Here is a 17,560-nt window from a genome sequence, read left to right on the forward strand (position 1 = left end):
TCGGTTTTTTGGAGGAAGAAACATGAAGAAATTGCGCAGAAGTGCCCGTCTTGTCGATATGACGCAGCACTTGCTTGCCGAGCCCCACAAGCTGATTCCGCTTACCGTGTTCGCCGAGCAGTACGGGGCTGCGAAATCGTCTATCAGTGAGGACCTGTCGATCATTAAAGAAGCGTTTGAAAGCCAGGGTGTAGGCGTATTGACAACAGTGGCGGGAGCGGCCGGCGGAGTCAAGTACATTCCCAAGGTCAAGACGGACGATGCGCTTGCCTTCATGAACAATTTAATCGGCCACTTGGGCAATCCGGAACGTCTCTTGCCCGGCGGATACTTGTACATGTCAGATATATTGGGCGACCCCGCGACCATGTCGAAAATCGGCAAGCTGTTCGCTTCCGCTTTTGCGGACAAGAACGTCGAGCTGGTCATGACCGTCGAGACCAAGGGGATTCCACTCGCGTATGCGACGGCCGTCTATTTGAATGTACCGGTTGTCATCGTCCGGAGAGACAACAAGGTGACCGAGGGTTCGGTTGTGAGCATCAATTATGTATCCGGTTCCAGCAAGCGGATACAAACCATGTCGCTGGCTCGCCGCGCCTTGCCTGAGCAGTCCCGCGTTTTGATCGTGGACGACTTTATGAAGGCGGGAGGAACGGTTCGCGGCATGATCGATCTTTTGCAGGAGTTCCGGGCTACAGTGGTCGGCTGCGGTGTCCTTGTGGAAACGGCAGACGTATCCGAGAGACTCGTAGATGAATACGTCTCTCTGGCAAAGCTTCAGGAAGTAGACATCAAAGGCAAGCAGATCGAACTGGAATTGGGCAGTTATTTTCAAAAATAGAGAGGAGTAGAAGGGCATGGCAATCTCATTTGTGTCGACAAGCCAGGCTCCGGCAGCGATCGGGCCATACAGCCAGGCGGTAAAGGCAGGTTCCTTCCTGTTTGCATCCGGCCAGATTCCGCTTCGTCCGGACGGTACCTTGGTGGAAGGCGACATCGTGGAGCAGACTCACCAGGTTTTTGCCAACATCAAAGGCGTTTTGGCTGAGGCGGGATTGACGCTTTCCGATGTAGTGAAGGCAACGGTGTTCATCAAAGATATGAACGAATTCGGACGCCTGAATGAAGTGTATGGCGAATATTTTGGGGATCACAAGCCAGCCCGCTCTACAGTAGAAGTCGCAAGGCTCCCGCGCGACGTACAGGTGGAAATCGAAGTGATTGCGTACCTGGGAGAATAACGGACAGACAAGACAAAAATAGCTACGACAGCCCGACACAACTCGCGTGTCGGGCTTGTTTTTTGCTAGTAATTGGAGTATGCTGGATAAAATTATAGTTTTTTTTGCAAAATTTCGGTAAACGTAGCAGGAATATTTACCCAGTGCGTGGAAATACTCCTAAACGCTTTTTATAGATAAAGGGAGTGAACTTGATGGAAGTAACAGACGTCAGACTTCGCCGCGTGAATACGGATGGTCGCATGAAAGCCATTGCATCTATTACCATCGACCATGAATTCGTGGTTCATGATATCCGTGTAATTGACGGAAACAATGGCATGTTCGTAGCTATGCCGAGCAAGCGTACCCCAGACGGGGAATTCCGCGATATCGCTCATCCGATTTCCTCGGCGACACGCGAAAAGATCCAAGCTGCTGTACTGAGTGAGTACGAGCGTGTAGGTCAGGAAGAAGAGAGCACCATCGAAGCAGGCGCGTAACTAATGAAAAACAGGCACCCCGTCCTATGACAGGGTGCCTTGTTTTATTCATAACAAGCTTCTAGATCCCGGATGATTTTTTCCTTGTCCAATCCTTCGCCGATAAAGACCGCTACCATTTTGGGGCCAAAATTTTCAAAGGGGAACAAATGGACCTGGTTATCGGTATGCTGAAACGAGATCAGCTCATCCCGCCCTTTAAACAGCACGTAGCCTTTTGCCCGGTACACATTTTTCGGCAGGTCCCAGAGAAAATCTTCAAATTTTTCTGGATCTACAGGATAGGTAAAATGGTAGGAAAATGTTTCGATGCTGTTGTACAAAGAAGGTTCGGAAGCAGAAAGTCCTAGCGATTGCTTGACCTTTTCAATTGCAGACATTTTGCCTATGCTTTTTTGCACAAAAGGACCTCTCGTCCGGTCGTCGGCCCGTTCGGAAGCGACCTTCTCGGCGATTCTCTTTACCTGCAGCAATTGATCCAGGTCCATATCGCCCTGTATGGTGACGTGAATGGGAGCGTATGGGTTTAGCTCGACCAACTTCGCTTTTACCTTTTCCAGAGCGTCCGGTGCGACCAGATCGCTTTTATTTAATAGAAGCAAGTCGGCGTATTTCACCTGATTGCGGACTGTTTTTACGAGCGAGCTTTTCGATTGGAAGCGGGAGTTCAGGTCCCGGAAGCGGGAAGCGTCCACGACGCTGACAATGCCCTTCAGCTCCATCCTGTCGTAAAGCTCGGGGTGCGTCAGGGCATCGACGACATCTACGGGATCAGCGACCCCGGTAGTTTCGATCAGGATATGGTCGGGGTTGATCGTGGAGAGAATTTCCTGCAGCCCTTCTGTCAGCTCGCCTTGAATGGAGCAGCAGATGCAGCCGTCCAGCAGCTTTTTTACGGGAAAGCCGTAGCCTTGCAGTTGTTCCCCGTCGATATCTTCTTCGCCCATTTCGTTCATCAGCACGACGACCTGTCCGTCTTGCTTGCGCAGATAGGCTAGCAGCTTTTGCAGCAGCGTCGTTTTTCCGCTGCCAAGATAGCCCGTCAAGATGTACACGCCGGCACTCATCGCATCCATCCTCCTTTGCCTTGCGTTCATTTGTCATCTTTTCCCTTTCCATCATAAGATAGGTGCAAACAGGCGTCAAACGTGGCAAAAGCGAGTCGTTGATTTGTTACGAAAATAGAATACTGCGCCTATTATCTTGAAATCCTTATATGATTTAAGATATAGTCATTGTGGAACTTCTACGCTGGAGGGTTGACATGTCTAAGATCCATGCCGTGGTATTGGCGGCAGGCCAAGGAACACGGATGAAATCGAAGCTGTACAAGGTTCTGCACCCTGTTTGCGGAAAGCCGATGGTCCAGCATGTAGTGGATACACTGGCTTCCATGAGGGTGGAGGATGTCGTTGTCGTCGTTGGTCACGGTGCCGACACCGTTCAGGCCACTTTAGGCGAGCGTGTCGCATACGCATTGCAAAAAGAACAGTTGGGAACGGCACATGCTGTGCAGCAAGCAGCGTCGTTTTTACAGGCGAAAGAAGGAACTACGTTTATTTTGTACGGAGACGTACCTCTGTTGTCAGAGGAAACGTTGACCGCTCTTTTGCATTTCCATGAAGACCAGAAGGCAGCCGCAACGGTATTGACCGCTGTCCTTCCGGATCCAACCGGTTACGGGCGTATTGTCCGCAACGATTCCGGAGAAGTGATGGAAATCGTTGAACACAAGGATGCGTCTGACGAGGTTCGGGCAATCAAAGAGATTAATACGGGAATATACTGTTTTGACAACCAAAAATTATGGAATGCGCTGGCCCAGGTGAAAAATGATAACGTGCAAGGAGAATACTATGTGACAGATTGCATTGGTATTCTGCGCCAAGCCGGCGAGAAGGTTGTTGCCTTCGAAGCCGCAGACCCCGATGAGACAATGGGCGTCAACGACCGGGCACAGCTTTCGGAAGCGGAAGCATACATGCGCAAGCGAATCGCTGTTCGGCACATGAAAAACGGCGTTTCTATCATTGATCCTCTGTCCACGTACATCGAGGCGGATGTGACAATCGGTTCCGATACGATTCTCCAGCCTGGTACGTATCTTCGCAGAGGGACAACCATCGGCAGCGATTGCGTCATTGGCCCGCAAGCTGACCTGAGCAATACCAAAGTGGCTGACGGGGTTACCATTTCATACTCGGTGCTGGTAGACGCAAAAGTGGATGAGCAGGCTACAGTCGGCCCGTTTGCTTATGTACGGCCGGGAACAGAAATTGGTCCCCAGACGAAGATCGGCGATTTTGTCGAATTGAAAAACGCAAAAATCGGCAAAGGAACGAAAATCCCCCATCTCAGCTATGTAGGCGACGCGGAAATTGGCGAAGGTGTCAACATTGGCTGCGGCACGATCACGGTAAACTATGACGGCGCTGTCAAACACAAGACTGTCGTGCAGGACGGTTCCTTTATCGGATGCAATACCAATCTTGTGGCGCCGGTGACCGTGGGCAAAAACGCATACGTGGCAGCGGGCTCGACGATCAATCAGGATGTGCCGGACGACGCCCTGGCGATTGCCCGCGAGCGTCAGGTGAACAAACCAGGATACGCGAACAAACTGCCGCGAAAAAGCAAAAAGGAATAACAACGGGAGGTTCTTGAAAGATAATGGCTAATTACCGCGACCCCAAACTGAAGGTCTTTACGTGTAATGCAAATCGGGAGCTGGCAAGAGAGATTGCCGAGCATATTGGCGTTCCTCTGGGCAATTCGGAGGCGATTCGCTTCAGTGATGGCGAGTGTCAAATCAAATTGAACGAAAGTGTTCGGGGTTGTGATGTATTCGTCATTCAGCCGACATCTGCTCCTGTAAACGAGCACCTGATGGAGCTTTTGGTTATGGTGGATGCCTTGAAACGCGCTTCGGCAAAGAGCATCAACGTGGTTATTCCTTACTACGGCTACGCTCGCCAAGATCGCAAAGCGCGCGCCCGCGATCCGATTACTGCCAAGCTGGTAGCCAATCTGATCGAAACAGCCGGTGCTCACCGCGTCATCACGATGGATTTGCACGCGACCCAGATCCAGGGATTCTTTGATATTCCGGTTGATCATTTGCTGGGTGTACCCATTTTGGGCAAGTATTTTTCCGAGAAGGGGCTGAAGGACATTGTTGTCGTCTCCCCTGACCACGGCGGTGTCACGCGCGCCCGCAGACTCGCAGAGCGTCTGGAGGCTCCGATCGCGATTATTGACAAGCGCCGTCCGGAACCAAACGTCGCGGAAGTTATGAACATTGTCGGTAACATTGAAGGCAAAACGGCGATCATCATCGATGACATCATCGATACGGCCGGTACGATTACACTGGCGGCAAGTGCCTTGATCGAGGCGGGTGCAAAAGATGTTTACGCATGCTGCACGCATCCGGTCTTGTCCGGCCCGGCTATCGAACGCATTGCCAACTCCAAAATCAGCGAGCTGGTCGTAACCAATTCGATTCCGTTGACCCAGGATCGAATGATTGACAAAATCAAGGTCCTGTCGGTTGCGCCTATCATTGGGGAAGCGATTATCCGCGTTCACGAAGAACTTTCCGTAAGCAAGCTGTTTGACTAGAAGCCTGACGTGATCTAGGCGTTGAACACTGCATGGGGATGGAAAAGACCTCCACTGGACAAGCTAGAAGGAAGAAACTTCTAATCTAGCTGCCAGAGGAGGTTTTTTTGTGGAAGCAATTCAGGCGATGATCCGTCGCAAGGGAGAGACCGCGAAGACGAACAATGAATTGCGGCGAAAGGGATGGATTCCTGCGGTGATCTACGGTTCGGAAACCCCCAACCTGTCGATTCAGGTAGAAGGACGTGTCCTCGACCAAGCCCTTCGCCAGCAAACGACAAACAAACCGTTTACACTGGTCATAAACGGAAACAAGCATACCGTGATGGTTTACGAGCTGCAGCGCCATCCTGTGATGGGAAACATCCTGCACGCCGACTTCAAGCAAATCAATATGAATGAAAAGGTGCATACGAGCGTACCGATTCTGATGACGGGAGATCCCGAGCTGGGCGTCGCTACTCTGGTGCGCCACAGCGTGGAGGTATCCTGCCTCCCCGGCGACATCCCCGAATCGTTCACAGTCAATGTCGACGGACTGCAGATCGGAGATGTCGTCCTCGTAAAAGACTTGGATATTCCTGCGACAGTCGATCTGGCATTGGACGAGATGGAAGTCGTCATCAGTGTCCTGCCTGTGAAAGCAAAATCAGATGAATCGATCGACGCCGAGCAGGCTGCCGAAGCGGTCTCTGAGGATGCCAAGGCCCAGACCGAGGAAGCGAAGAAAGTATAGAACAACGAATAATGAAAAATGAACGGTGAACAATGAACAATGAACAAAGAAAACAAGCCTTCGACCCGCTTGTGCAGTGGGATTGAAGGTTTGTTTTCTTTTCCTATCCTTCTATTTCTCCTTTGAATTTGCTAATAAAGCTCCGGTAAAAGGAATAGCCGTAGAGATGAAAAAGGGAGAAAAAAGCGAGGGTCTTTGGGACACCTCCCAGGCTTTCTTTTCCAAGCGGAACCGTTTTTCGCGTCCAACTCTGAGAAACATCCCCGAACAGGCTGCTTTTGGACGCGGTTCCGCTTGGGAAAGAAAGCCGGACAGGCCGACCCCATGCAAGTGTCCCACCGAACCCGAGCATTTTTCTCCCTTTTTCATCTCCTCCCCCCAAAGTCCCGGCCAAAGCGCAAATGAAAAGGCACCCCCGTTCCTTTTGTTCCGCCCTATGTTTTAGTACAATGAAGAGAAGAACGAGGAGGGAACAAGCGTGAAAGTGATCGTCGGACTGGGCAACCCCGGCAAAAAATATGAAGATACAAGACATAATGCCGGTTTCATCGCCATAGATAAGATTAATGACAAATGGGGCATTCCCGTCGTGCAAAACAAGTTCCGCGCACTCATCGGCGAGGGACGGATCGAAGGGGAAAAGGTGCTCCTGGTAAAGCCGCAGACGTACATGAATCTCTCCGGCGAATCCATCGCGGAAATCTTGAAATTTTACAAGCTCACTCCGGAAGATGTCGTCGTTATTTACGACGATCTGGACTTGCCGCCCGGACAACTCCGCTTGCGGGAAAAAGGCAGCGCCGGCGGCCACAACGGAATCAAATCGTTGATTTTGCATATGGGTACACAAGAGTTTAAACGAATCAAAATCGGCATCGGTCGCCCGGAGCCGGGACGGAGCGTCAGCGATTATGTCCTTCATCCGTTTTCTACGGCAGAGCGCCCCTTGATCGATGAAGCTGCAGAGCTGGCTGCTGCGGCAGCGGCGATGTGGACAAAAGAGCCGTTTGTAAAAGTGATGAACCAGTACAACGTCTCCAAAAAACAAGGGTAGGCAAGGCTTTTCTCGCCGGTTCTACAAGAGTTGACACGTTAGTATGTTTTTCCACTCCCCCGGTCATACTAAGCCTAGGAATGACTGGGGGGTATGCGTGAATGAGCATTCGTTACGAGTGCCGCTGCTGTGGAGCGAGGATTGCGGAATTTGACGAAACCAGAGTGACGGAAGAACAACTGGGGTTGAACTCCTTGACCGCAGAAGAGCGTGCTCTTATAATATCCAAAGAACTAGGGGGAGACACGGTTGTGAGCATCACGTGCGGGTATTGCCGCGACGCGCTGCAATTAAACCCGGAGCTCTCACTTGTTGGCAACCCGCTTCAATAAAGGGGAAACGCTTTCGAAGGCTTGCAAATACAAGGCCTTGGCTTGATGAGCTAAGGCTTCTTTTCGCATGGTCGACTGGTGGCGGCATGGTCAGCATCTGATCTGCCTCGCCGACCGCCCGCAAAAGGAAAATCCAATGCACTGCCGATTTTGGCGAAACCAGATTTTCGACACAGAAAAACCTGAGAGGGGACTAGTGAATGCAAGTCATCATTAACCCGATGAAACAGGACGCCAATGTCGGGACAATCGTCGCTGGTCTGGAAAGAGGGCTGCACGAGCAGCTCGTTTCCGGACTGGCTGGCTCTGCGCGACAAGCGCTAATGGTCGCCTTGAAGCAAATGAGCGACCGTCCCGTCTGCGTCATTACCCATAACATGTTTCAGGCGCAAAAGGTGTACGAGGATTTGATCGAGCTCGTTCCTCCAGATGACGTCTTGCTCTACCCTGGAAACGAGTTGATCGGATCGGAGCTGGCGATCGCGAGTCCCGATATCCTGGCACAGCGCATTCATGTATGCAACCGTTTGGCCAAAGGCTTTACGGGTTTTTTGGTTGCGCCGTTTGCCGGTTTGCGCCGTCTTGCTGTTCCGCCTCATGTCTGGAAGGAAGCGCAAATCGAACTGAACGTAGGAGAAGAATTGGACATTGACGCCTTTTTGCTCCGATGCATCGAGCTCGGATATGAGCGAGTGGACATGGTGGAGAGAAAAGGCGAGTTAAGCGTGCGCGGCGGAATTATCGACCTGTACCCGATCGATTCGGAATGGCCGGTGAGAATCGAGCTGTTTGATGTGGACATCGATTCGATCCGTACCTTTGATATGGCTACACAGCGCTCGCTGGAATCGATCCAATCCTATACCATCGGCCCGGCGAAAGAAATGATCGCCTCCACAGCACTGCTGCAGGAATCGGCTGTCCGCCTGGAGCAGAAGCTGGGAGAGACTGTCGCCAAGCTGAAGGATGGGGCTGCAAAAGAAAAAGTGGTGGAATACATCGGCGGAGACGTTGAGCGCCTGAAGCAGGGACAGCGCTTTGCCCATCTGTACTCGTACATCTCCGTTATTTATCCGGCGAACGATACGCTGCTTTCCTACATGCCGTCCGACACGCTGTTGATCGTGGACGAACCGTCGCGTGTGCTGGATACAGCTGCACAACTGCAAAAGGAAGAAGGAGAGTGGCTGACTGGCCGAATTGCCGAAGGGGAGTTCATGGCGAATTTGACCTTGTCCCGTTCGTATGACGAGACCGTCGCCTCCAAGAAGCGCCAAATTGTGTATCTGTCGCTGTTTCTGCGTCAGGCCCCCAAGACCCAGCCGCAAAACATCGTCAACCTGACCTGCCGCACCATGCAAAATTTCCATGGGCAAATGAATGTTCTGAAAACAGAGCTGACCCGTTGGAAAAAGTCGCAGGACCAGATCGTGTTCGTGGCTGCCGATCTGGAGCGGGCAAAGCGGCTGGAGCGTGTGCTGCACGATTACGAGATGGAAGCCGATCTGCTGACGGATGAGGTGGAAACCGTTCCGCCGGGCAGGCCGACCATTATTTTGGGGAATCTGCAAACGGGCTTTGAGCTTCCGTTAAACAAGCTGGTCGTCATCACGGAGGGCGAGGTCTTTACTGCCAAGCAGCGGAAAGCGCGCAAGGTGCAAAAGGCGATCACCAACGCGGAGCGGATCAAAAACTACCTGGAGCTGAAACCGGGAGACTACGTCGTTCATGTCAATCACGGGATCGGAAAGTATTTAGGGATAGAAACGAAAGAAATACTCGGAATTCATAAAGATTACCTTCATATTCAATACGCGGGCGGCGACAGTCTGTTTGTTCCGATCGAGCAGATTGACCATGTTCAAAAATACGTCGCCAGCGAGGAAAGCCAGCCGAAGATTTACAGCCTGGGCGGCAGCGAATGGAAGCGCGTCAAAACAAAGGTACAGTCATCCGTAAAAGACATCGCCGAGGATTTGATCAAGTTGTATGCCGCGCGCGAAGCAGCGGTCGGCCATGCCTTTTCCCGCGATACTGCGGAACAGCGCGAGTTTGAAGCAATGTTTCCGTACCAGGAGACGCCTGACCAGCTTCGGGCCATTGCCGAGGTCAAGTCCGACATGGAGAAAAGGCGTCCGATGGATCGTCTGGTCTGTGGAGACGTTGGCTACGGAAAGACAGAGGTGGCCATTCGTGCAGCCTTCAAGGCAGTCATGGACGGCAAGCAGGTCGCCGTGCTGGTTCCTACAACGATCCTCGCTCAGCAGCATTACGAAACCTTCCGCGAACGCTTTGCCGACTACCCGATACGGGTGGAGGTATTGAGCCGGTTCCGTTCCCGCAAGGAGCAAAACGCGACGATGAAAGGGCTGAAGGAAGGTACGGTCGATGTCGTCATCGGGACGCATCGCCTCTTGTCCAAGGACATTCAGTTCCGCGAGCTGGGCATGCTGATCGTCGACGAGGAACAGCGTTTTGGGGTCAGCCACAAAGAAAAGCTGAAGCAGATGAAGACCAATGTCGATGTTCTGACATTGACGGCCACACCGATCCCGCGGACTTTGCACATGTCGATGCTCGGTGTGCGCGACTTGTCTGTCATCGAAACACCTCCGGAAAATCGCTTTCCGGTACAGACCTATGTCATGGAGTACAGCCCGGCGCTTGTTCGGGAAGCGATCGAGCGGGAAATGGCCCGGGGCGGACAAGTATTTTTCCTCTACAATCAGGTCCAGGGGATCGAGCAGATGGCCGAGCAAATTTCCATGCTGGTTCCCGATGCGCGTATCGCGGTAGCTCACGGACAGATGAACGAAAGCGAGCTGGAAACGGTCATCCTCGACTTTTTGGAAGGCAACTACGATGTGCTGGTAAGTACGACGATTATTGAAACAGGGGTGGACATCCCCAATGTGAACACGCTGATTATTCACAATGCGGACAAGATGGGTCTGTCCCAGTTGTACCAGCTTCGCGGACGTGTCGGACGTTCCAACCGGATCGCCTACGCGTACTTCACCTACCAGCGGGATAAGGTGCTGACAGAGGTGGCGGAAAAGCGTCTGCAGGCCATCAAGGAATTTACCGAATTGGGCTCCGGTTTCAAAATTGCCATGCGCGACCTGTCCATTCGCGGTGCGGGGAATCTGCTCGGGGCCGAGCAGCATGGCTTTATCAACTCTGTCGGGTTTGACCTGTACAGTCAGATGCTGAAAGACGCAATCGATGAGCTGAAAGGGGAAGTGAAGCAGGAAGCGGCTTCTCCGGTGGAGATCAACCTGCAAATCGATGCCTATCTCCCGTCCATGTACATTACCGACAGCCGGCAAAAAATCGAGATGTACAAAAAATTTGTCGCCGTATCGTCACTGGAGGATGTGGATGATTTGGCGGAAGAACTGTTGGACCGTTTTGGACCGTTAACCAAGCCGGTTGAGAACCTGCTGACCATCTCCCGGCTGCGGGTATATGCCCTGGAGCATCGGATTACCGAGATCAGCCAGAAAAATCCGGACGAGATCAAACTGGTCTTTCACCCGAGCCAGAACAACAATATTGATGGCGGTGCGTTGTTCGCTCTTGCCAGCAATTGGAGCAGACGGGTAGGCTTGTCGGGTGGACAACAGATCACCATAACTGTTAAAGTAAAGGGGTTACGAGAAGACGAGGGCATACAGCTCGTCGAAAAGCTGCTCCGACAATTTCATTTGGTGCGTAAAGACACCAATACGGAAAGACCCGTTTCCTGATGGTGACGGGCTTCCTTGAGAAGGGAGAACCAAAATGAAACGATCTGTTGCTTTATTGTCATCAGCGGTACTGGCTGTATCTCTGTTGACCGGGTGTGGCTCAGCAGCGGAAAAGGATTCCGCAGCGAAGCCGGCTGATCAAACACAGCAACCTGCGAACAACGGTGAACAGGCATCCCAGTCTGATGATGTGCTCGACCAGTTTAAAAAACTGACGCTGCCATATTCGGTTGATCCCAAAACCGCTATTGTGGAGTATCAGGGTGGAGAGTTGACTGCGCAAGAATTCGAGACGTTCCTGCGTGTGATCAATTTCTTGAACCCGATGCAAGGGGCTATGATCGAAAGCGCCGATCAGGAGTCGCTGAAAATCTTTGCCCGTGAGTATACGGCTACGAAGATTCTCGCTTCCCGGGCAGATGCGGCGATGGAAAAAGAGTCTCAAGAGCTTGCGGAAAAGACCTTTGAAAATCTCAAAGGACAGTACTTGGGATTGCTCGGCAAAGACGAGTCCAAGTTTGCCAAGCTGATGGAAAAAGAAGCAATCGACAAGGACACAGTCGTCAAGCAAATGGCATTGATTAACAATTCCATGGCCGTGCTGAGAAAAGGCATTGATGACGCCAAGCTGAAGAAGGAATACGAAGGCTTGGACAAAGAATCCATTACCGTTGCCTCCGTCCGTCACATTCTGGTTTCCTTTGAAAAGCACAACAACAACCAGGAGGAAGCCTTGAAAGTGGCCAACGACCTCTTGGCCCGCCTGAAAAAGGGTGAGGACTTTGCGAAGCTGGCGAAGGAAAACACGGACGACCCAGGCAGCCAGGAAACCGGCGGTCTGTACGAAAACGCCGATGTAAGCCAGTGGGTGCCGGAGTTCAAAGAAGCGGCACTGAAGCTGCCGCTCAACCAGATCAGTGACCCGGTCAAGACTTCTTACGGCTACCACATCATGAAAGTGGAAAGCCGCAAGGAAAGAACATTCGAGGAAATGAAGCCTGAGCTGCAGAATAAAATGCTGGAGCAGGAGTACGACAAATTTAACAAAGAAGAGCTGGACAAGCTGATTACGAAGTACAATATTCCACAGCCAAAACCAGCGTCTTAATCGGCAAAACAGGGGACCCCAGGGTTCCCTGTTTTTTCGTTTTCTCGCATATATTTGAAGTCCGGGTGAATACTATAGTCACTCGCTACCGCCCGGGGGAGAGTACAGAAACAAGCTGGAAAATGTTGCAGCCGATGGTCCGTAGTTAAAATGAGAATCTGAGGAAAAAATACAGCTAACCACCAACTTAGTCACAACCCACTTCTCAGGAAAGCGAGGCAACATGACATGAAAGCAACTGGTATTGTTCGTCGAATTGACGACCTCGGTCGGGTCGTGATACCAAAGGAAATTCGCCGTACACTGCGCATTCGTGAAGGTGATCCGCTTGAGATTTTCGTGGATCGCGACGGGGAAGTCATCCTGAAAAAGTACTCCCCGATCGGCGAGCTGGGTGATTTCGCCAAGGAATATGCGGACTCTCTGTATGAGAGCTTGAACCATACCGTGCTGATTTCCGATCGCGACAGCGTCATTGCTGTATCGGGTGCATCCAAAAAGGAGTACATGGAGAAAGCAATCGGCAGCATTGTGGAGAAATGCCTGGAGGAAAGAAAAACGCGCCTGGAGAAAAACGCGGGTACTTACGAAATCTGTCGCGATTACAGCGAGAACTACGGTTCCTTCGTGGTTTCCCCGATCGTAGCTGGCGGCGACCCGATCGGGTCGGTCATTCTCCTCACCAAAAGCGAGACGACGAAAATGGGCGATCTGGAAACAAAAATGGCAGAAACCGCAGCAGGTTTCCTGGCCAAGCAAATGGAGCAATAGCCTGACCCAAACAGCCTCGATGCGGGGCTGTTTTTTCTATGCGCGTGCGGGTGTTTTCAGCACCGAGAATGAGGGTTCATACAGGCCTGATCCCGCAAAGGGCCCGGGTGCATGGCGATTTTTTTGTGGAGAGATGGTTGTGGTATAATGTACGCAGTTTGTGTTTGGAGAGGGGAACGTTCACACACATGGCTCAAGAAAAGGCATCCGTACAATTTGTGAAAGGCGCCGCGATTTTGGGAGCGGCTGGTCTCGTCTCCAAGCTGCTGGGTGCGGTGTACCGGATTCCGTACCAAAACATTGCCGGGGACATCGGCTTGTATGTGTATATGCAGGTGTACCCGTTATATACGACCTTGTTGATTTTAGCTACTGCGGGCTTTCCGATTGCCATTTCCAAAATAGTCTCCGAGCGCATCGCTGTCGGTGATGCGGCGGGAGCGCGCAAGGCGTTTCGCGTAGCCAGTATCACACTGGTGATTCTCGGTCTGTTTTTCTTTGCGTTGCTATACGGGGGAGCGGGTCTGATCGCGCGGTTCATGGGTGATGAGCATTTGACACAACCGCTGCGGGCCGTAGCCTGGTCGCTTCCGCTCGTACCGATGGTAGCTATTTTGCGCGGTTATTTTCAAGGACATCAAAACATGATGCCAACCGGCGTGTCCCAAGTGATGGAGCAGCTGGTCCGGGTCATCTTTATCCTGATCGCGGCATTCTGGGCGATGAATGCATACCAGGACGCGTATCTGGCCGGAACAGGCGCTGTATTTGCGGCGTTTCCCGGAGCGGTTACAGCCGTTCTCGTTCTGCTGTGGTACTGGAAAAAGGACAAGCAGACGGGACCGTTATCCGTGGCCGGTGAGGATCAGTCCAGCCGATCAGGCTGGTCCAACCGTCAGGTGATTCGGAGCTTGCTCTATTACGCTTTGCCGATTTGCCTGGGGGCATTGGTGCTTCCGCTGGTTCCCCTGGTCGATTCGCTGACCGTCGTCAATATGCTGCAGTGGAGCGGCATGCATGAAGATGGGGCCAAGCTTTTAAAAGGGGCATTCGACCGCAGCCAGCCGCTGATTCAATTCGGAACGTTTTTTGCCACCTCGCTGTCGCTCGCGCTTGTCCCGGCGATCAGTGAAGCTGTCGCCCAGCGGCAGCAGCGGGTCATTGCGGGAAGGTCGGAAGTCGCCATCCGCCTGACTTTTTTGCTCGGTCTGCCGGCGTCCTTCGGTCTGGCACTGCTGGCCGAACCGATCAACGTCATGCTGTACGGTGACGATAAAGGCACCCAGGCCCTGGCGATTCAATCCTTTACGATCCTGTTTGCTACCTTGAGCATTGCCAGCGCGGGCATCCTGCAAGGGCTCGGGCGAGTCATGAGACCGGCCCGCAACCTGTTTATCGGCGTGATGGTCAAGCTGGTCCTCAACCTGGCTCTGGTGCCGCTTTGGGGCATCTCCGGAGCCGCTGCCGCGACCGTACTGGCGTATTTCGTTGCGATGGGACTGAATGTGCTGGCTGTGCGGAAATATACCGGAGCCCGGATCGGACTTAAGCGGATCGCGTGGAGACCGTTTTTATCGGTCTTGGCGATGGCCGTTGTCGTGCTAGTCGTGGAGTGGGGAATGCTGTTCCTGCTGGAGGGCGTTGTCGGATCCAATCGGATACTCCATACAATTGTCGGCCTGGTTGCCGTAGCGGCGGGCGGTGCAGTCTATCTCGTCGCTTTGCTCAAAACAGGCGGTCTGACGCAGGCCGACATCCGCTTCTTGCCAAAGGGTGAGCGCATCGCCTCTTTGCTCGTTCGTCTCAAGCTTTTGCGCAAATAGTTCACTTGAAAGAAGGAGGCTACGCGCCTTGATGAATCCAAAAGGTACGATTACCGTTGTTGGCCTCGGCGCAGGCGATCTCGACCAGCTGCCGTACGGCCTGTATCGCACGCTTAAAGAAGCCGGCCACTTGTATGTACGGACCAGTGAGCACCCTGTTTTAGCGGAGCTGGCGGGAGAGGTTGCGTACACCGCATTTGACGATATATACGAGCGGCACGGCAGCTTTGACCGGGTATATGCAGAGATTGCCGAAACACTGCTGGCCAAAGCGGTCGAGGAAAAAGAGGTCGTGTATGCGGTTCCCGGGCATCCGCTGGTCGCGGAGCGTACGGTTCAACTGCTGCTGCAAGAGGGGCCTGGCCGCGGCGTTCAAATCGAGGTTGGGGGCGGACAGAGCTTTCTGGACCCGCTGTTCGCCCGGCTGCGCATCGATCCGATCGAGGGATTCGCCCTGCTGGATGGTACGGCTCTGCAAGCCGGTCAGGTGCACCCCGGCCTACATACGATCATTGCACAGGTGTACGATAAGCTGGTTGCCTCCGAGGTCAAGCTTACGCTGATGGAGGTGCTGCCGGACGAGTATCCGGTGACGGTAGCGACGGCTGTAGGCGTCAAAGACATGGAGCGGATCGATACGGTGCCGCTGTACGAGCTCGACCGGCTCGATCACTTCGGCAATTTGACGCTGGTCTACGTACCGCAGGCCAAGGATGAAGCCGTTTTGTACCGGCAATTCTCTTTCCTCAAGGACATTGTCGCCACGCTGCGCAGTCCAGAGGGCTGCCCCTGGGATCGGGAGCAGACCCACCAAAGTATCCGCAAGAATTTGATCGAGGAGACTTACGAGGTCTTGGAAACGATTGACGATGAAGACCCGGACGCCATGTGCGAGGAGCTGGGCGACCTTTTGATGCAAATCATGCTCCATTCGCAGATGGCTGCCGAAGAGGGGTATTTCACGGTAGATGACGTCGTGGCCGGCCTAAACCAGAAGCTGATTCGCCGCCATCCGCATGTCTTTGGCGACAAGAGCGCCGATGATGCCGGAGAGGCGTTGGCCAACTGGCAGGAAATCAAGGCACAGGAAAAAGCGGCAAAAGGGATCGATCCGGACCGACAGTCCAAGCTGGCCGGCATCCCCCGTGATTTGCCTGCTCTGATGTACGCCTACAAGCTGCAGAAGAAAGCAGCTCAGGTCGGCTTTGATTGGGACGATGTCGCCGATGTGTACAAAAAGATCGAAGAGGAATATCAGGAGCTGCGGACAGCGCCGGAAGAAGAGCGCGCCGGTGAACTGGGCGATCTGTTGTTTGCGGTCGTCAATCTGGCCCGTTTCCTCGGGCTTGATCCGGAAGAAGCGCTGGCCCTGACCAACCGGAAATTTACCAGCCGTTTTGCCTACATCGAGAAAAAGCTGCAAGAAGCGGGACGCAGCTTCGACGACACCAGCCTCGAAGAGATGGATAAGTGGTGGGAGGAAGCAAAACGCATGGGACGAGGGGAGAAATAGAAATGAGACTGGACAAATACCTCAAGGTATCGAGATTGATCAAACGGCGGACACTGGCTAAAGACGTGTGCGACCAGGGGCGTGTGGAGATCAATGACCGCCCGGCCAAGGCATCCAGCTCGGTAAAAATCGGCGACAAGCTGGCTATCCGCTTCGGACAGAAGATCGTGGTGGTAAAGGTGGAAGACATCAAGGAAAATCCGCGGAAGGAAGAGGCGGCTACGCTCTACTCCGTAATCGGCGAAGTACCGGTGCCGCGTGACGAAAAAGAAGAAAACGAATATTTGAAGGGATAGCGGGCCAAAGCCCGGCTCTCTTGAATCGGAAAAGAGGACACCTGGCTGAAGGTCGTCCTCTTTTTTGCCATGATTTGACAACCTATTTGCAAACTTCGTATAGTTTAGTAGATAGAAAGAGTATCTGAGACGCAAAGGAATGAGACCGTGGGAAAAGTGATGCTGTTTTCTTTGCTGTGGTGGATAACGGGAAACCCGTTCGTGGCAATTCTGATCATCCTGATCGTTCTCTATGTACTGGATATGCGCTTTGTCCGGCTTTTTCCGGATGTCACCAAGCCGTTTCGGCGGAATCGGCGCCTGGCAGCTCTCAAGCGGACGCTCCAGCTGAACCCGCATGACTCATCTGCCAAGATGGAGGCAGCTCGCCTTTTGATGGAAAAAGGGGAGTACAAAGAGGCGCTGGACTATCTGGATCAAATATCACAAGTGATGCAGGAGTCGGCGGAGTACATCAGCGAGCGGGGTGCGTGCTTGTTGAAAACAGGACGGATCGCGGAAGGGGAAGAGACTCTGCTGCAAGCTCTAAAGCTGAATCCGCGGGTAAAATACGGCGAGCCGTATTTGCGTTTGGGGGAGGCTTTTGCCAAGGAGAACCGGCCGGAAAAAGCGCTCTCCTATCTGGAAGAGCTGGCTGGCATGCACAAGTCATCGGCTGAGGTGTATTACAAGCTCGGCAAGCTCTACGAAGACCTGAAGCAAAAGGAAAAGGCAAAGCAGGCATACAGGGAAGCCGTAGACGTATACCGGGGGTTGCCCAAGTACAAGAGACGGACAGAAAGGCGCTGGGCATTGCTCTCATGGTTAAAGGGCATGGGCTAGCAGAAACGA

Annotated in this window: 16 protein-coding genes; 15 read left to right on the forward strand and 1 reads right to left on the reverse strand. The window is 52.8% G+C overall.

Translation table 11 applies throughout. The features are described from left to right. Positions 1-22 precede the first annotated feature (22 nt). The 3 genes from purR (at position 23) to spoVG (ending at position 1,726) form a co-directional block, all read left to right on the forward strand. Positions 23-844 (forward strand): pur operon repressor, encoded by an 822-nt coding sequence (purR, locus tag NST96_RS00795; RefSeq protein ID WP_003390221.1) that lies wholly within the window; start codon positions 23-25, stop codon positions 842-844. Positions 845-860: 16 nt separating this feature from the next. Beyond that, positions 861-1,244, forward strand: coding sequence for a RidA family protein (locus NST96_RS00800; protein ID WP_339166977.1), 384 nt, complete (start codon positions 861-863; stop codon positions 1,242-1,244). A 194-nt stretch (positions 1,245-1,438) separates the two neighbouring features. Continuing rightward, positions 1,439-1,726, forward strand: a complete 288-nt coding sequence (spoVG, locus tag NST96_RS00805) for a septation regulator SpoVG (RefSeq protein WP_003390224.1) — start codon at positions 1,439-1,441, stop codon at positions 1,724-1,726. Positions 1,727-1,770: 44 nt separating this feature from the next. On the opposite strand, the gene NST96_RS00810 is transcribed toward spoVG, so the two are convergent. Then, positions 1,771-2,793, reverse strand: coding sequence for a GTP-binding protein (locus NST96_RS00810; RefSeq protein WP_039070471.1), 1,023 nt, complete (start codon positions 2,791-2,793; stop codon positions 1,771-1,773). 197 nt (positions 2,794-2,990) lie between these two features. Here NST96_RS00810 and glmU point away from each other — a divergent pair, with 197 nt between their 5' ends. The 12 genes from glmU (at position 2,991) to NST96_RS00870 (ending at position 17,551) form a co-directional block, all read left to right on the forward strand. Further along, positions 2,991-4,373: a bifunctional UDP-N-acetylglucosamine diphosphorylase/glucosamine-1-phosphate N-acetyltransferase GlmU gene (glmU, locus tag NST96_RS00815; RefSeq protein ID WP_024983378.1), complete on the forward strand. Its 1,383-nt coding sequence runs from the start codon at positions 2,991-2,993 to the stop codon at positions 4,371-4,373. Positions 4,374-4,396: 23 nt separating this feature from the next. Continuing rightward, positions 4,397-5,347 carry a ribose-phosphate diphosphokinase gene (locus NST96_RS00820; protein ID WP_003390228.1) on the forward strand — a complete coding sequence of 317 codons (951 nt, stop codon included), beginning with the start codon at positions 4,397-4,399 and terminating at the stop codon, positions 5,345-5,347. Between the two features lie 109 nt (positions 5,348-5,456). Beyond that, complete coding sequence (locus NST96_RS00825) at positions 5,457-6,083, forward strand: 50S ribosomal protein L25 (RefSeq protein ID WP_024983377.1); 627 nt, start codon at positions 5,457-5,459, stop codon at positions 6,081-6,083. A 478-nt stretch (positions 6,084-6,561) separates the two neighbouring features. Continuing rightward, entirely contained in the window at positions 6,562-7,137 is a 576-nt protein-coding gene (gene pth / locus NST96_RS00830; protein ID WP_031933419.1) for an aminoacyl-tRNA hydrolase, read from the forward strand. Positions 7,138-7,238: 101 nt separating this feature from the next. Beyond that, positions 7,239-7,469 carry an anti-sigma-F factor Fin gene (locus NST96_RS00835; protein WP_003390232.1) on the forward strand — a complete coding sequence of 77 codons (231 nt, stop codon included), beginning with the start codon at positions 7,239-7,241 and terminating at the stop codon, positions 7,467-7,469. Between the two features lie 200 nt (positions 7,470-7,669). Further along, the gene (mfd, locus tag NST96_RS00840; RefSeq protein WP_342405205.1) at positions 7,670-11,218 is read left to right on the forward strand and encodes a transcription-repair coupling factor; all 3,549 of its coding nucleotides are present in this window, start codon (positions 7,670-7,672) and stop codon (positions 11,216-11,218) included. A gap of 34 nt (positions 11,219-11,252) precedes the next feature. After that, entirely contained in the window at positions 11,253-12,326 is a 1,074-nt protein-coding gene (locus NST96_RS00845; protein WP_003390234.1) for a peptidylprolyl isomerase, read from the forward strand. A 228-nt stretch (positions 12,327-12,554) separates the two neighbouring features. Next, on the forward strand, positions 12,555-13,097 hold the full coding sequence (spoVT, locus tag NST96_RS00850; RefSeq protein ID WP_003390235.1) for a stage V sporulation protein T: 543 nt from the start codon (positions 12,555-12,557) through the stop codon (positions 13,095-13,097). Between the two features lie 188 nt (positions 13,098-13,285). Continuing rightward, entirely contained in the window at positions 13,286-14,920 is a 1,635-nt protein-coding gene (locus NST96_RS00855) for a polysaccharide biosynthesis protein (RefSeq protein ID WP_003390236.1), read from the forward strand. Positions 14,921-14,951: 31 nt separating this feature from the next. Then, a complete protein-coding gene (gene mazG, locus NST96_RS00860) occupies positions 14,952-16,433 on the forward strand; it encodes a nucleoside triphosphate pyrophosphohydrolase (RefSeq protein WP_024983372.1) in 1,482 nt (493 codons plus the stop codon). A 2-nt stretch (positions 16,434-16,435) separates the two neighbouring features. Further along, entirely contained in the window at positions 16,436-16,729 is a 294-nt protein-coding gene (locus NST96_RS00865; RefSeq protein ID WP_003390239.1) for an RNA-binding S4 domain-containing protein, read from the forward strand. Between the two features lie 147 nt (positions 16,730-16,876). Then, positions 16,877-17,551: a tetratricopeptide repeat protein gene (locus tag NST96_RS00870; protein WP_003390240.1), complete on the forward strand. Its 675-nt coding sequence runs from the start codon at positions 16,877-16,879 to the stop codon at positions 17,549-17,551. Positions 17,552-17,560 lie beyond the last annotated feature (9 nt).

Source organism: Brevibacillus sp. FSL K6-2834 (assembly GCF_038592925.1).
GTDB classification, from domain to species: domain Bacteria; phylum Bacillota; class Bacilli; order Brevibacillales; family Brevibacillaceae; genus Brevibacillus; species Brevibacillus borstelensis.

Coding starts and splice junctions, on each gene's coding strand:
- NST96_RS00855 (WP_003390236.1), top strand. CDS start 13,286: ATGGCTCAAGAAAAGGCATCCGTACAATTTGTGAAAGGCGCCGCGATT.
- spoVG (WP_003390224.1), top strand. CDS start 1,439: ATGGAAGTAACAGACGTCAGACTTCGCCGCGTGAATACGGATGGTCGC.
- NST96_RS00865 (WP_003390239.1), top strand. CDS start 16,436: ATGAGACTGGACAAATACCTCAAGGTATCGAGATTGATCAAACGGCGG.
- NST96_RS00835 (WP_003390232.1), top strand. CDS start 7,239: ATGAGCATTCGTTACGAGTGCCGCTGCTGTGGAGCGAGGATTGCGGAA.
- glmU (WP_024983378.1), top strand. CDS start 2,991: ATGTCTAAGATCCATGCCGTGGTATTGGCGGCAGGCCAAGGAACACGG.
- NST96_RS00810 (WP_039070471.1), bottom strand. CDS start 2,793: ATGAGTGCCGGCGTGTACATCTTGACGGGCTATCTTGGCAGCGGAAAA.
- NST96_RS00800 (WP_339166977.1), top strand. CDS start 861: ATGGCAATCTCATTTGTGTCGACAAGCCAGGCTCCGGCAGCGATCGGG.
- spoVT (WP_003390235.1), top strand. CDS start 12,555: ATGAAAGCAACTGGTATTGTTCGTCGAATTGACGACCTCGGTCGGGTC.
- mfd (WP_342405205.1), top strand. CDS start 7,670: ATGCAAGTCATCATTAACCCGATGAAACAGGACGCCAATGTCGGGACA.
- NST96_RS00820 (WP_003390228.1), top strand. CDS start 4,397: ATGGCTAATTACCGCGACCCCAAACTGAAGGTCTTTACGTGTAATGCA.
- purR (WP_003390221.1), top strand. CDS start 23: ATGAAGAAATTGCGCAGAAGTGCCCGTCTTGTCGATATGACGCAGCAC.
- NST96_RS00845 (WP_003390234.1), top strand. CDS start 11,253: ATGAAACGATCTGTTGCTTTATTGTCATCAGCGGTACTGGCTGTATCT.
- mazG (WP_024983372.1), top strand. CDS start 14,952: ATGAATCCAAAAGGTACGATTACCGTTGTTGGCCTCGGCGCAGGCGAT.